The following is a 13,193-nucleotide window of genomic DNA, read 5'->3' on the forward strand; positions in this document are numbered from 1 at the left end:
TATGTTGTCGATTCGACTCTGATGGACACCGCGGAGTTACGTCGAGCGCTCGAAGACGCCGAGCTGTCGCAGTACCAGGCCGACGCGTACACGGCACTGCTCCGACTGGGGTCGGCCAGCGCGACCGAACTCGCCGACGCGTGTTCGGTGCCGACCGCCCGCATCTACGACGTTCTCCGCGACTTGGAGACGAAAGGGTACATCGAGACGTACGAGCAGGACAGCCTCCACGCACGCGCGAACGAACCGCAGGCCGTACTCACCTCCCTTCGCGGCAAAGCCGAGCGGTTCACCGCTGCCGCCGCCGAAATCGAGGAACGCTGGGAGCAACCCGCCGTCGACGACCACATGGTGAGCATCGTCAAGCGTTTCGAGACGGTGTTCGACCGCGCCCGCGACATCGTCCGCGCGGCGGAGACGGAGGTTCAGGTGTCGGCGACCGTCGAACAGTTCCGACGGCTTCGGCCCGCGCTCTCGGCGGCGTACGACGAGGGGGCGGTCGTCAGCGTCTCGCTTCACACCGACTCGGAGACGACTCCCGACGCCCTGCCCCAAGCGAAGGCGTACGAAGGGGTCGCCACCGAGGTTCGCCACCGGCGACTGCCGGCCCCGTTCCTCGTCCTCGTCGACCGGAGTCAGACCTGCTTTACCCCCCACGCACGGTCGGTCAATCGGTACGGCGTGCTCGTCGACGACTACACGCTCACGTACGTCTTTCACTGGTACTTCCAGACGTGTCTCTGGGAGGTGTGGGAGACGGTGTACGACGCGCACCCGACCGACCCCCCGCTCGTCTACGCCGACATCCGACGGTTCGTCCGCGAGATGGAACCGCTGCTCGACGACGGGGCGACGGTTCGGGTCCGCGTCGAGGGGTTCGACACGCAGGTCGGGGATGCGGTGTCGTTCGCGGGGACGCTCCTCGACGTCGCCTACGCCGGAACGTCGACGAACGGCGAACCGCCGCTGTCGCAGCTGGCGGGCGAAACCGCAGTCACGGTGGCCGTCGACGGCCAGACGCGAACCGTCGGCGGATGGGGAGCGGTCCTCGAAGATATCGAGGCCAACAGACTGACCGTCGAGTCAGTTTCGTAGCCCGAGAGGACAAATTTCTCACATTTACGTAGCTGCTATTTCGCTCACAAGAGGTATCTTGATATAGCGTCGTCCGACAAAGAGGTGATATGGGCGTTTGCCGGGCAACGAGGGGAGGCCGATGACTGACCAACGGCCGCTGGTCCTGGTCGTCGAAGACGAAGTCGACCTCGCGAACCTCTACGCAGCGTGGTTGGACGATGAGTACCGAGTCCGCACCGCGTACGGCGGCCGCGAGGCCCTCTCGGAGCTGGACGACGAGGTCGATGTCGTACTGCTGGACAGACGGATGCCGGGCCTCTCGGGCGACGAGGTTCTCGACGCCGTCAGAGAACGGGGCATCGACTGCCGCGTCGCGATGGTGACCGCCGTCGAACCCGACTTCGACATCGTTGAGATGGGGTTCGACGACTACCTCATCAAGCCGGTCACCCGCGAGTCGCTGTTGGGAACCGTCTCGAGTCTCCTCCGCCGCAGCGAGTACGACGACGGCGTCCGCGAACTGTTCGCGCTCGCCTCGAAGAAAGCGGTACTGGAGGCCGAAAAGGACGACTCGACGCTCACCGAGACCCCGGAGTACCAGCAACTCGACGCGCAACTCAGTGAGAAACAGGCAGAGCTCGACGAACAACTGCGAGCCGGCGACCACGACAGTTTCGTCGGCATGTACAGAGATATCGACCGCGAGAACTCGTTCGGATTCGACGAGTTCGACGAGTAATCTGACACCTCGGTTCCGTTCTCTCGCCTTCCCGTCTCATCCACCGCCGGCTATCGCCGTCCGTATCCCCACTCTTCCATCACGTCGACCACGTCGTCGACGTTCCTGAGTCCGGCCGTGACGACCGCTTCGCGCACGTCCAGCGACATCACGTCGTCGCCGTCGAACCGGTCGTCGAGTTCCCGTTCGAGCGCGTCGAGACGGTCGTCGGTCGTCGGTCTGACGTAGACGGGAAGCGCGTCGCGGTCGGCTTTCACCGTCCGTCGGGCGAAGATGAACGGGAGCGCGGAGGTTCCGCCGGTCTGCGTCGCACCCTCGTCGGTGGCGTCCGTCTCGGACGCCGCGTCGCGGTCGCCGTCGTCGGAGTCGGACCCGTTTTTGGCCGTCTCCGGCGTCGAGACGTCGCCGTACGTGTCGCCCGCAGCGCCGTACCGGTCGTCTTTGGTCATTGGGCCACCTCCACGTCGAGCGCCGCCTCGACGCTCCCGCGTTCGACGATGCGAGCGACGGTGTCGAACTGGTCGAGCAGGTCCTCCTCGTACGGACGGAGGTCTCTGGTCTCCGCACTGTCGGCGAACTCGAAGACGGTCATGTGGGTGCGCCACGCCTCCTTCAACACGTCGCGCTTGCGGACGCCGAACGGCGTCACCGGTTTGCCGTCGGTCTCCAGTTCCTCGCGGACCTCCCGGTAGATGTTGGAGTCGCCGACCTCGTTGGGGACGACGGCGAGGATGCCGAGCGCGAACGAGTCGTCGAACGTGCGGAACCCGCGTTCCATGCTGTCGAGAGTATCCTCCAGGCCGTCGATGGAGACGCTCCCCTTCCGCGTGAGCTCGATGGGGATGACCACGTCGCGCGCGGCGACGAGCGCGTTGTCGACGAGGACGTTCAGCGTCGCCGGCGGGTCGATGAGGAAGTAGTCGTACTCGCCCGCCAGCGGCGCGAGCGACGAGCGCAACTGGAACTCGCGCAGCGAGGTGTTGCGCGCGGCCATCTCGCTCTCGATGTTCGCCAGCCCCTCGTGGGACGGTATCAGGTCGAAATCGCCCGCGTCGACGACTAAGTCGGACGCGTCGCGCTCCTGGTCGAGGAGAACGTCGCCGAGGTGGTCGCCGTCCGTCGACTTCAGCTCGCCGAAGCCGACGTGATCGGTCAAACTGCCGAGTTGGGGGTCCAAGTCGACGACGAGCACGTCTGCCCCGCGTCGCCCGAGCGCGGCGGCCGTGTTCGTCGCCATCGTCGTCTTCCCGACGCCGCCGGATTCGCTCCACATCGTCACTGCCCGTTTCATAGCCTGCGCTTTCGCAGAGCCATACATAAATCTCCGTCAGACAATCGCGCTGTCGGGACTCGCTGGCCGCCTCTGTGTATATCTTCCCAAGAGTCTATGTGGTGATCCATCCAGACAGCTATTCAGAAATGTGGATAGATATACGATAGCCTGCGTTGCCGTAGCCGGAACACAAGTCGCTTTCGGAACTGGCATACACCCTTGGGCGTGAACCGCCGCGGTCGAAGTCCTGAGACCCACCGGACGAGAGTGCACGCGACACGGGAAACGGCCGAGGGTTGAATCAGAGTAAGGTCACGAATGCGACGACCAGAACAGAGAGTTCCGAGGCAAGTAGGCAAACCGCCGCGGCGCTGCCGAGGAGATTCCGAGACCACGGTTGCTCCGAGTCCGAGAGAGAGAGAGGCAACGAATCCGAGAGGGTCGGCCGCAGTGACCGCGTCGGGAAGCGACGGTAACGCAGTTCACTTCGAGGGCGAATGAAGCGAGAGCGCGACGAGACGACACAGCGTACCAGACAAGAAATCGGTAGGTTTCGGCCTTTGCTTCGACCGGTTTCGGTCCGCCTTCTTCGATGTTCATCTCCTCTGTGTCGACTTCCGCTTCATCGATGTGTGTCCGCTAGCTGTCGTCTCTGCCCAGCGTTCCGAAAACGGTTATCCCGGCGGCGTCTCGATTCGACCCATGCAGGACTCCGAACGCGTACAGAAAGCGATCCGCGAGTACAAACTCCGGAGACTCATCTCGCTGGGTTTCTTCGTCGCATTTCTCGTCGCCGTGGGGACGCTCCGGTTCGGGGTTGATGGAACGTTCGCTGCCGTGCTGTCGATGGCGTCGCTCGCACTCACCGTCGTCGTCGGGATGCGCCTGTGGCAGTGACCGGTTCTCGGCGGACGCGGGGCCGGCAGCGAACCACTGACCGACGATAGTTGATATCGCAGAATGGAGTGTATGAGGAGCTCACCGAGCGTCGACGAACCGTTCGATACGGTTCATCGCCGTCCGCAACTCGTCGAGTCCCGTCGCGTAGGAGATGCGGAGGTGGCCTTCGCCGCCGACGCCGAACACGCTACCCGGGACGACGGCGACGTCTTCTTGCCGGAGGAGTTCCTCGGCGAAGCGCTCGTCGTCGCCGCCGCAGTGGGGGAACGCGTAGAACGCGCCGCGGGCCTCGAAGCAGTCCAGCCCCATCTCCTCGAACCGCGAGAGGACGAACCGGCGACGGCGGTCGTACTGGTCGCGCATCTCGACGACCTCGTCGCCGCACGACCTGAGTGCTTCGAGCGCGGCGTACTGTGCTGTCGTCGGCGCGGAGAGCATCGAGTACTGGTGGATACGGTTCATCGCCCGAATCGCCTCCGGCGGCCCCAGCGCGTAGCCGAGGCGCAGGCCGGTCATCGCGTAGGCCTTCGAGAAGCCGTTGAACACCACTGTTCGCTCGCGCATTCCGGGGAACGTGGCGATGGAGGTGTGTTCGCCCACGTAGGTGAGCGCGGCGTAAATCTCGTCCGAGAGCACCGTCAGGTCGTGTTTGACGGCGAACTCCGCCACCTCGGCGAGTTCGGAGCGACTCATCGTCGCCCCGGTCGGGTTGTTCGGATAGCAGAGCACCAACACCTCGGCGTCCTCCGCCCCCGCGTTCGTCAGGTCCTCGTAGGTAAGCGCGAAGTCGTTCTCGGGGCGCGTCGGTACGGCGAGCGGTTCGCCGCCGGCGAAGACGACGCCCGGAACGTACGAGATGTACGACGGTTGGTGGACGGCGACACAGTCGCCGGGATCGACGAACGCCCGCATCGCCACGTCGAGGGCCTCGCTCGCGCCGGTCGTCACGAGAATTTCCTCGTCGGGGTCGTAGTCGAGGTCGTAGCGCCGGACGTGGTCGGCGATCTGGGTCCGTAGCTCGCGCATCCCCCGGTTCGCCGTGTACGAGGTTCGACCGCGTTCGAGCGAGCCGATAGCGGCCGTTCTGGCTGCCCACGGCGCGCTGAAGTCCGGTTCGCCGACGCCCAGCGAGATGATCTCCTCTTTCTCCTCGGCGAGTTCGAAGAAGCGCCGAATCCCCGACGGCGGGACGCGTTCGACGCGGTCGGCGATTCTCATGGCGAGATCGAGAGGCGGTCGTCGTCGTCCCGGTCGCCGAAGACGATGCCACGGTCCTTGTACGTCTCCATCACGAAGTGCGTCACCGTCTGCGTCACCTCGGGGATGGGCGCGATCTGCTCGGAGATGAACTGCGAGACGTCGTGCATCGACTCGCCCTCGACGAGGATTGCGAAGTCGTAATCACCCGAGAACAGCCGCAACGACGTCACTTGCGGGAATTTCACGATACGACGAGCGATGTCCTCGTAGCCGGTCTCGCGGTCGAGTTCCACGTTGAGTTCGACCTCCGCCTGGACGTGTTCGCCGTCGCCCGCCCGCTGCTGCCAGTCGACCACCGCCTGATACCCTCGGACGACTCCCTCGTCCTCCAGTTCGGCGATACTCTCCTCGACGGTCGCCTCGTCGAAACCGGTCTGTCTCGCGATATCGGCCGTGCTCTCCCGAGCGTTCGACAGCAGAAGATCGAGAATCTTCCGTCGCTGGTCCATACGCCCTCGTTATCGCCATCGATGTAAGTGTTTACGCCCTACGCAATAAATCGCATACTGCGATATCAATTATGGTTGCCGGCCCACACGTAGACGAGCGAGACAGTCACAAATGTACGGCGAATACAACGTTCAAGTCGAATCGCGTACACGTATTCCGATACGAACGCTTCCGCGTCGGTGAGATACCGAACTCCGGCGTTCAGCAGCGAGAAACGGAGTTCTGATGGCAGTAATCGAACCACTCGGTCACCACGAACTACTTCTGGTCATCACCCAGCTTGTGGCGTTGTTGGTCACCGCTCGGGTGCTGGGAGAGGCGTTCGGTCGCCTCGGACAGCCGACGGTCGTCGGCGAACTCCTCGCCGGGGTGCTCCTCGGACCCTCGGTTCTGGGCCTGGTACTGCCGGGAGTTTACGAGTCGCTGTTCGTCGTCTCGGAGAGCCAGTTCCATCTCCTCGAAATCGTCGCCTGGCTCGGTCTCATCATGTTACTCGTCGTCACCGGTCTGGAGACGGACGTCGACCTCATCCTCAGCAAGGGGCGGATGGCGGTCGTTCTCTCGCTCGGCGGCATCCTCGTCCCGTTCGTTACCGGATTCGCGCTGGGGTGGTATCTCCCGCTTTCGTTCATCGCCGCGCCCGAGCAGCGACTCGTGTTCAGCCTCTTTATCGCCACGGCGATGAGCATCTCGGCCATCCCGGTCATCGCCAAGGTGCTCATCGAACTCGACGTCATCAGACGCGACGTCGGCCAACTCATCCTTGCGGCGGGGATGGTTGACGACACACTTGGATGGATTCTGCTCGCGACCATCGCCGGCCTCGCACGGAGCGGTGTCGTCGACGTGAGTACCGCCGTGACGACCGTCGTGTCGGTCGTCGCCTTCCTCGGTATCGCGTTCACCGTCGGCCAGCGCTTCGTCCGCGAACTCGTTCGTTGGATCGACAACGCCGTCGGCGGGGAGATGGCGCTTTTGACCACGCTGATGGCGCTCGCGCTCGCCGCGGGTGCAATCACGCAGTTTCTGGGTCTGGAGGCGATTCTCGGCGCGTTCGTCGTCGGTATCCTCGTCGGGCAGGTCAAGCGCTTCGACTACAGCCTGCGTCACACCTTCGAGATCGTGACGCTCGGCATCTTCGCGCCCATCTTCTTCGCCATCGCCGGACTGCGGATGAACGTCGCGGCGCTGTTCGACCCGACGGTGTTCGCCGTCGGCCTCCTCGTTCTCGCGGTGGCGTGCTTCGGCAAGTTCGCGGGAATCATCGGGGCCTCGTGGGTCGCCGGCCTCTCGCGGTGGGAGGGCATCACCATCGGCGGCGGGATGAACGCCCGCGGAGCGATGGAGATAATCGTGGCGACCATCGGACTCGGACTGGGTATCCTGACGACGGAGATGTACAGCATCATCGTCATGGTCGCCATCGTCACCTCGCTCATGGCTCCGGCGATTATGCGGTGGTCGCTCCCGAGAATCGAGATGAGCGACGAGGAACGAACCCGACTCGAACGGGAGGCCCAGGAGCGGCGCAGTTTCGTCGACGGTATCGCCACCGTCCTGCTTCCGACCCGGTGCAGTCCCGAGTCGCAGTTCGCTGCCCGAATCGTCGGGTCGTTGAGTCGCGGTCAGGACGTCGAAATCACGAGCATGTATCTCGAACGCCCCGGCAGCGGCGAGTCGAAGGCAGGTGCGAGAGCGGCGCTCTACTCGCTGCTCGGGCGGCGAACCGAGCGCCGCCGACGGACGAACGGCGGCGGTACACGGTCGGCTGACTCCGATACCGCGACCGATCGCACCCCTCAAGGCGACTCGTCGGCCGCACCCGAGAACGGGAGGGGGGCCGCAGAGCGCACCGACTGTCAGCGAACGATGAGAGAGCGGTTGAACCTCCCCGGTTCGCAGCTTCGGACCATCGCGCGAACGGAGCGGACGAGCGCGACGGCGACGGTTCTGGCGGAGGCCGCCGAAGGGTACGACTTACTCGCCGTCGGCGCTTCCGAGCGAGGCGGCCGAATCGACGCACCGCTGTTCGGCGAGACGGTAGACGAGATCATCCGGGACGCCCCCTGCCCGGTGATGGTCACGAGCGCGAGGCGCGCCGAAAGGGAGGGAGAGTACCCCGAGGACACCTCGATTCGACGGATTCTCCTGCCGACGGTCGGTACCGAGTACAACCGCCACGCCGCGGAGGTCGCGTTCACCATCGCGCGCGACCACAACGCCGTCGTCGAGATCGTCCACGTCGTCAGTTCCCCACCCGTCGACGAACAGTTCGCCAATCGACCCGATATGGAGTCGACGCTCCGACTCGGTGAGGAGATCGTCGACCGCGAAGCGGACCTCGGCCGGCGGATGGGCGCGACGGTTCGCACGAACGTCTTCGCCGGCGAAGCTGACCTCGAAGAAGAACTCGTGAATCGGGCGACCGAAGGGGGACACGACCTCGTCGTCCTCGGGAGCAACCTCCGGCCGCTGACCAGACGGGCGTACTTCGGACACAGGGTCGACTACGTCGTCCGGAACGCGCCCTGTCCGGTCGTCGTTCTCAGTTCGGTCTGACGCCGAGGCGCGCTACTCGTCGGCGGACCCGAGCAGTTCGCCGTAGCCCTCCTGCTGGGGGAACTGCGAGACGACGTCGCCGACGAGACCGGCTTCGACGGCGTCGGTGACGACGCTCATCACCGCCTGCGACGACCGTCCCGGGCGCTCTTCGACGTCCGAAGATTCGGCTTTGTCCGCGACGCGGGCGGCGAACGCCTCGAAGTCGAACTGCTGGGCGTGGTCTACGTCGCTCAGATGCCGGCCGACTTCGAGCGGTAACTGGGAGGACAGGTCTTCGGCCTCCTGCTCGCCGATGCGCTCGCCGAGCGTCTCCAGCACTGCCCGCGTGGCGCTCGTCGCCTCTCCGCGGGAGGCGAGCTCTGTTCGGTTCTGAACCTGACCGATGAACTGGTCGTGGTCCATACACACCCGTATCACGAACACGCCCGTTACTGTTGGGGCAGAAATTTTGCGGCCGCGTCGGCTCGGCTCACTGTCTGCCCGATAAGACCGTTTTCGACGGTGATTCGAGCCGTCTGACCTATCACGACCGCAGGAACTCACCGCGTCAGGGAAAACCGCTTTTCTCGCGTCACGTGGTATTCCGTGACATGACAACGACCGGTGAGATAGCTGACTTCGCACTCGAACTCTCGTACGACGATCTCTCCGAAGAGACGCGAGACGCGCTGAAACGACGGATTCTCGACTCACTCGGCATCGCGGTCGGCGCGATGGGTTGGACGACGACCGAAACGGTCCGAGCGGCCGTCGAGGGGATGAACGAGGACGGGAGGTGTCGGCTCTGGGGGAGCGACCGGCGCGCGTCGGCGCCGGACGCGACGATGCTGAACACGGCGTTGGTTCGGTATCTCGACTACATGGACTCGTATCTCGCCCCCGACGAGACCCCGCACCCGAGCGACAACGTCGCCGCCGTCGTCGCCTGCGGCGAACTCGCCGACGCCTCCGGCGAGGAACTCCTCACCGCCATCGGCGTCGCCTACGAGGTACAGGGTCAACTCGGCTACGCCGCCCCCGTCCGCGACAAGGGGTGGGACCACGTCACCCACACCGTCGTCTCGGCGGCGGCGGGCGCGGCGAAGGTTCTGGACCTCGACCGCGAGCAGTTCCGAAACGCCGTGGGTATCGCCGCGACGGCGCACAACGCGCTCCGGGTGACCAGAACCGGCGGCATCAACGAGTGGAAAGGCGTCGCCTCCGCGAACGCCGCGCGCAACGCCGTCTACTCGGCGCTTCTCGCGCGCGAGGGTCTCGACGGCCCCGTCGACGTGTTCGAGGGGCAGAAGGGCTGGAAACGCGTCATCTCGGGGGAGTTCGAGGTCGAGTTCACGCCCGCAGAGCGCGTCCACGACGTGATGGCCAAGAAGTACGTCGCAGAGACGTACGCCCAGTCGGCTATCGAGGCCGTCATCGAACTCACCGCCGAGGAGGACATCGATCCGACGGACATCGACGCCATCCGTCTCGACACCTTCGCCGGCGCGAAACTCATCATCGGCGGCGGCGAGGGCAGTCGCTACGAAGTCGAGACCAAAGCGCAGGCCGACCACTCCTTACCGTACATGCTCGCCGTCGCCGCGCTCGACGGCGAGGTGACGACCGCGCAGTACGCAACCGAGCGAATCCAAGAAGACGACGTGCAGCGCCTCTTGCAGAGAGTCGAGGTCGAGGAAGACCCCGAGCTCACCCGACGTTTCGAGGCCGGCGAGATGCCCGCGGTTGTCGAACTCGACGTCGGGGGCGAGACGTACCGAGTCGAGAGAGACGGGTTCCCCGGTCACCCCGACGACCCGATGACGTGGGAGCAGCTCGAAGTGAAGTTCGAGTCGATGACGCGAGAGCGATACGACGAGGAGCACCGCGAACGCATCGTCGAGACGGTACGGAACCTCGGCGACGCCGACGTCGCCGGACTCGTGGCGCTTCTCGACTGAGCGGCGACGAGACCACAGCTTTGACGACCCGTTGGACGACCGAGTCGAAGGCGGCCGAGGGGGCGAAAACGCCCGCTCGTTCGGTAAGGTCTCTTTTCTGAACACGACTGAACCGCTAAGTCACCGTTCGTGGACTAGATTCACGACGTATGAGCGATAGAGCATTCGACTTCCTGACACGGAACGACAGACCCGAGAAGCCGCGCGAGCGCGGCATCACCGAGATCCGCGGCCCGTACTACGACCCGATGGGAAAACGAGAGTTGCGCGACATCCTCGAAACCGTCGGTCGGTACGTCGACATCTACAAGTTCTCCGGCGGGTCGTTCGCGCTGATGGACGAGGAACCGCTCCGGGCGCTCATCGACACCTGCCACGAGTTCGACGTGGAGGTGTCGACCGGCGGGTTCATCGAGCGGGTGCTCGTCCGCGACCAGGGACACGTCGGCGACTACCTCGCCGCCGCCGAGGAGTACGGTTTCGACATCGTCGAAATCTCCTCGGGATTTCTCGCCATCGACGCCGACGACCTGGTCGCACTGACCGAGCGCGTCCAGGAGTACGGCCTGAAGGCGAAACCCGAGGTGAACGTCCAGTTCGGCGCGGGCGGCGCGTCGAGCGTCGAAGCGCTCGAAGAAGAGGGCGCAATCGACCCGCAGCAGGCCGTCGACGAGGCCAACCGCCACCTCGACGCCGGCGCGTACAAGGTGATGGTCGAGTCCGAGGGCATCACCGAACGCGTCCGCGACTGGCGGACTGACGTGGCGTTCGCCATCGCCGAGGGCGTCGGCGTCGAAAACTGCGTCTTCGAGGCTGCCGACCCGCCGGTGTTCGAGTGGTACATCAAGAACTTCGGCCCGAACGTCAACCTGTTCGTCGACAACTCTCAGATCGTCGAACTGGAGTGCATGCGGTCGGGGCTGTGGGGAAAGAAGGGCACGTGGGGTCGCGTCGCCTCTTACGCCGGCGAGGAGTGAGTCGCCGCCGAAGAAGCGAGTCCCCGCCGACAGGCGCGAACTACCCGCTCGCTCGTCAGGCGACCCACCCGTCGCCGACGAGCCCGCCGACCAGTACCTCCCAGTCGTCGAACTCGACCGAACAGTGCGGACTCTGCGAGAGATGCGTCGGGAACGCCTCGACGCCGTCGTCGAGCGTCGACAGACAGAACGGACAGCGAGACGGGTCTGCCCACGCGTGCGTGAGATACGAGATGTGCGGAGAGTACACGATATCGACATGATACCCCCGGGGTAGTTATACTCCGACGGTTCGCATCGAAACGTTATACCGCCCGTGGCGACCCTCCTACAGCATGAACTATCTCCCGTGGGCGCTTCTGGCGCTGGTGACGTACACGCTCGTCGCACCCCTGATGAACTTCGCGACGACTGGCGACTCCGCGGTTCCGAGCAACGTTGCGACGCTGATGTCGAACACGATTCTCGTCTTCGTCACGCTCGGTCTCGTCGCGTTCACGAACGAGAACGCGGTTAACTATCTCACCCATCCGAAGTCGCCATACATCTACGCCGCCGGCCTCTGTCTCTCCATCGGCATCCTCTCGTACTACCGCGCGCTCTCTCTGGGACAGGTGAGCGTCGTCACCCCCGTCTTCGGCATGTTTCTAGTGACGAGTTCGATGCTCGGAATCGTCTTCCTCGACGAGTCGTTCACCGCCCGGAAGGCCGCCGGTATCGTTCTCGCCGTCGTCGCCGTCTATCTCGTCTCCGTCGACTGAGTCGGACGTCCGTTCTCTGGCCTCGTCGAAACCGACCTAGCGACCGCCGTCTCGGGGGAATATGGATAGCTATCTAGATATCTATACAGATTGGCTTAGCGAAACCCAGACCGAGGGGACTCTCGGTCCGAGCCGCCGACCACCGTCGAAAAGTCCCGTGTGACCGATGAGCGGCCGCCGTGCTGTATCGGTTACGCTCTCGCGGTTTCGAGTGCGTTCCGCGCGTTCTCGATGGCTGCCTCGCGCTTTGCGGGGTACGCTTCGACTTTCGCGCGGAGCGTGATTCCCTCGCCGAGGCGGACTTCGTCTCTGAACGCCGCCTGCTTGTCGAGACGGACGAAAAACGAGCAGTTGTCGTCGACTCGGTCGTCCAACTCCGCGAGGAGGCGGTCGAGTTCGTCCAGTTCGCTCATCCGCGAGAGGACGTGTCTGAGGTCGTCGGCGTTCTCGACGCGCGCCGAGAGGACGACGATTCGGTCGCCGTGATACCCTTTGTTCTCGACGCGGTCGACCTCGAACCCCTCGGGGAGGAACGTCCGGAGCGCCTCCTCGACCCGTTTTTCGTCCTCGGTCGCGTAGCAGAAGCTCCGAACGTCGATGTAGTGAAACGGAACGCTGGCCATGAACGGGATACTCGGGGGACCGAAAAAAGCCCTACTCCTCGTCGGTGTCGTCTTCGTCCGCCGCTTCCAGCGAGTCGGCGGAGACGCCCGTCTCCTGTCCGTCCTCGAAGCTCACCGTGTACGTCGCCTCGCCGAACATCGTCTCCATCACCTGCGTGACGGTGCCGATGTCGCCGTCGAACTCGCTGTGCTTGTCGTGGAATACGACGCGGTCGTCTTTTTCGAAGCTCATACACTCCGTTCCCGTCGGTGGCTAAAAAGAACGGTGGTTCGACGCCCCCCGGTCGGATATCGGCGTGCGGAATCGGCAGGTGTTTCCCCGACTGCGACACCTCCTGAGACGTGTCTCTCGTCAGCGTCAGTTGCCCCACCTGCGGCGCGTCGGTGTACGTCTCGCTCCCCGCCGGTCGTCGATTCGTGACGGCCGAACCCGGAGAAGACGTCGGAGACGACGAAGCGCGGTCGGACCTTGAGACGACGACGGCGACGTGTTCGGCGTGCGACGGGTCGTTTCCAGTGGTTCACGGCGACCGTTCAAGAGTGAAGTAAGGCCGTCACTCGAAGGAGTGATAGCGAACAGGCGGCCGCCGGGCGCGCTCTGCGGTCGGTCGGCCGCACTCCCGCCTCGTTCGAC

The 13,193-nt window shown here is 64.5% G+C and carries 15 protein-coding genes; 7 read left to right on the top strand and 8 right to left on the bottom strand.

Going from position 1 to position 13,193, the window contains the following annotated elements:
- Nucleotides 1-21 precede the first annotated feature (21 nt).
- Both LAQ73_RS01235 and LAQ73_RS01240 read left to right on the top strand, forming a co-directional pair.
- The gene (locus LAQ73_RS01235; protein WP_224269446.1) at nucleotides 22-1,095 is read left to right on the top strand and encodes a TrmB family transcriptional regulator; all 1,074 of its coding nucleotides are present in this window, start codon (nucleotides 22-24) and stop codon (nucleotides 1,093-1,095) included.
- Nucleotides 1,096-1,216: 121 nt separating this feature from the next.
- Nucleotides 1,217-1,816, top strand: a complete 600-nt coding sequence (locus LAQ73_RS01240; protein WP_224269447.1) for a response regulator transcription factor — start codon at nucleotides 1,217-1,219, stop codon at nucleotides 1,814-1,816.
- Between the two features lie 50 nt (nucleotides 1,817-1,866).
- On the opposite strand, the gene LAQ73_RS01245 is transcribed toward LAQ73_RS01240, so the two are convergent.
- Nucleotides 1,867-2,265 carry a DUF7970 domain-containing protein gene (locus tag LAQ73_RS01245; protein WP_224269448.1) on the bottom strand — a complete coding sequence of 133 codons (399 nt, stop codon included), beginning with the start codon at nucleotides 2,263-2,265 and terminating at the stop codon, nucleotides 1,867-1,869.
- Nucleotides 2,262-3,107, bottom strand: coding sequence for a ParA family protein (locus LAQ73_RS01250; RefSeq protein WP_224269449.1), 846 nt, complete (start codon nucleotides 3,105-3,107; stop codon nucleotides 2,262-2,264). Before LAQ73_RS01250 ends, LAQ73_RS01245 begins: the two co-directional genes overlap by 4 nt.
- A gap of 684 nt (nucleotides 3,108-3,791) precedes the next feature.
- Between LAQ73_RS01250 and LAQ73_RS01255 the strand changes: the two genes are divergently transcribed.
- The gene (locus LAQ73_RS01255) at nucleotides 3,792-3,986 is read left to right on the top strand and encodes a hypothetical protein (protein WP_224269450.1); all 195 of its coding nucleotides are present in this window, start codon (nucleotides 3,792-3,794) and stop codon (nucleotides 3,984-3,986) included.
- A gap of 81 nt (nucleotides 3,987-4,067) precedes the next feature.
- Here LAQ73_RS01255 and LAQ73_RS01260 read toward each other — a convergent pair whose 3' ends face one another.
- Together LAQ73_RS01260 and LAQ73_RS01265 are read right to left on the bottom strand one after the other, a co-directional pair.
- Nucleotides 4,068-5,207: a pyridoxal phosphate-dependent aminotransferase gene (locus tag LAQ73_RS01260; RefSeq protein ID WP_224269451.1), complete on the bottom strand. Its 1,140-nt coding sequence runs from the start codon at nucleotides 5,205-5,207 to the stop codon at nucleotides 4,068-4,070.
- Complete coding sequence (locus LAQ73_RS01265) at nucleotides 5,204-5,698, bottom strand: Lrp/AsnC family transcriptional regulator (RefSeq protein WP_224269452.1); 495 nt, start codon at nucleotides 5,696-5,698, stop codon at nucleotides 5,204-5,206. Before LAQ73_RS01265 ends, LAQ73_RS01260 begins: the two co-directional genes overlap by 4 nt.
- Nucleotides 5,699-5,924: 226 nt before the next feature.
- Between LAQ73_RS01265 and LAQ73_RS01270 the strand changes: the two genes are divergently transcribed.
- A complete protein-coding gene (locus tag LAQ73_RS01270) occupies nucleotides 5,925-8,258 on the top strand; it encodes a cation:proton antiporter domain-containing protein (RefSeq protein ID WP_224269453.1) in 2,334 nt (777 codons plus the stop codon).
- Between the two features lie 12 nt (nucleotides 8,259-8,270).
- Here the strand turns inward: LAQ73_RS01270 and LAQ73_RS01275 are convergent, their stop codons facing one another.
- On the bottom strand, nucleotides 8,271-8,663 hold the full coding sequence (locus LAQ73_RS01275) for a DUF2267 domain-containing protein (RefSeq protein WP_224269454.1): 393 nt from the start codon (nucleotides 8,661-8,663) through the stop codon (nucleotides 8,271-8,273).
- Nucleotides 8,664-8,851: 188 nt separating this feature from the next.
- Between LAQ73_RS01275 and LAQ73_RS01280 the strand changes: the two genes are divergently transcribed.
- Together LAQ73_RS01280 and LAQ73_RS01285 are read left to right on the top strand one after the other, a co-directional pair.
- Entirely contained in the window at nucleotides 8,852-10,198 is a 1,347-nt protein-coding gene (locus tag LAQ73_RS01280; protein ID WP_224269455.1) for an MmgE/PrpD family protein, read from the top strand.
- A gap of 149 nt (nucleotides 10,199-10,347) precedes the next feature.
- Nucleotides 10,348-11,175, top strand: a complete 828-nt coding sequence (locus LAQ73_RS01285; protein WP_224269456.1) for a phosphosulfolactate synthase — start codon at nucleotides 10,348-10,350, stop codon at nucleotides 11,173-11,175.
- 55 nt (nucleotides 11,176-11,230) lie between these two features.
- Here the strand turns inward: LAQ73_RS01285 and LAQ73_RS01290 are convergent, their stop codons facing one another.
- The gene (locus LAQ73_RS01290) at nucleotides 11,231-11,425 is read right to left on the bottom strand and encodes a DUF7501 family protein (RefSeq protein WP_224269457.1); all 195 of its coding nucleotides are present in this window, start codon (nucleotides 11,423-11,425) and stop codon (nucleotides 11,231-11,233) included.
- 85 nt (nucleotides 11,426-11,510) lie between these two features.
- Here LAQ73_RS01290 and LAQ73_RS01295 point away from each other — a divergent pair, with 85 nt between their 5' ends.
- Nucleotides 11,511-11,936, top strand: coding sequence for an EamA family transporter (locus LAQ73_RS01295; protein ID WP_224269458.1), 426 nt, complete (start codon nucleotides 11,511-11,513; stop codon nucleotides 11,934-11,936).
- 191 nt (nucleotides 11,937-12,127) lie between these two features.
- On the opposite strand, the gene LAQ73_RS01300 is transcribed toward LAQ73_RS01295, so the two are convergent.
- Both LAQ73_RS01300 and LAQ73_RS01305 read right to left on the bottom strand, forming a co-directional pair.
- Nucleotides 12,128-12,559, bottom strand: coding sequence for an RNA-binding protein (locus tag LAQ73_RS01300; RefSeq protein WP_224269459.1), 432 nt, complete (start codon nucleotides 12,557-12,559; stop codon nucleotides 12,128-12,130).
- Between the two features lie 31 nt (nucleotides 12,560-12,590).
- The gene (locus tag LAQ73_RS01305; protein WP_224269460.1) at nucleotides 12,591-12,791 is read right to left on the bottom strand and encodes a DUF1918 domain-containing protein; all 201 of its coding nucleotides are present in this window, start codon (nucleotides 12,789-12,791) and stop codon (nucleotides 12,591-12,593) included.
- Nucleotides 12,792-13,193 lie beyond the last annotated feature (402 nt).

Origin of the sequence: Haloprofundus salinisoli (assembly GCF_020097815.1) — an archaeon.
Lineage (GTDB): Archaea > Halobacteriota > Halobacteria > Halobacteriales > Haloferacaceae > Haloprofundus > Haloprofundus salinisoli.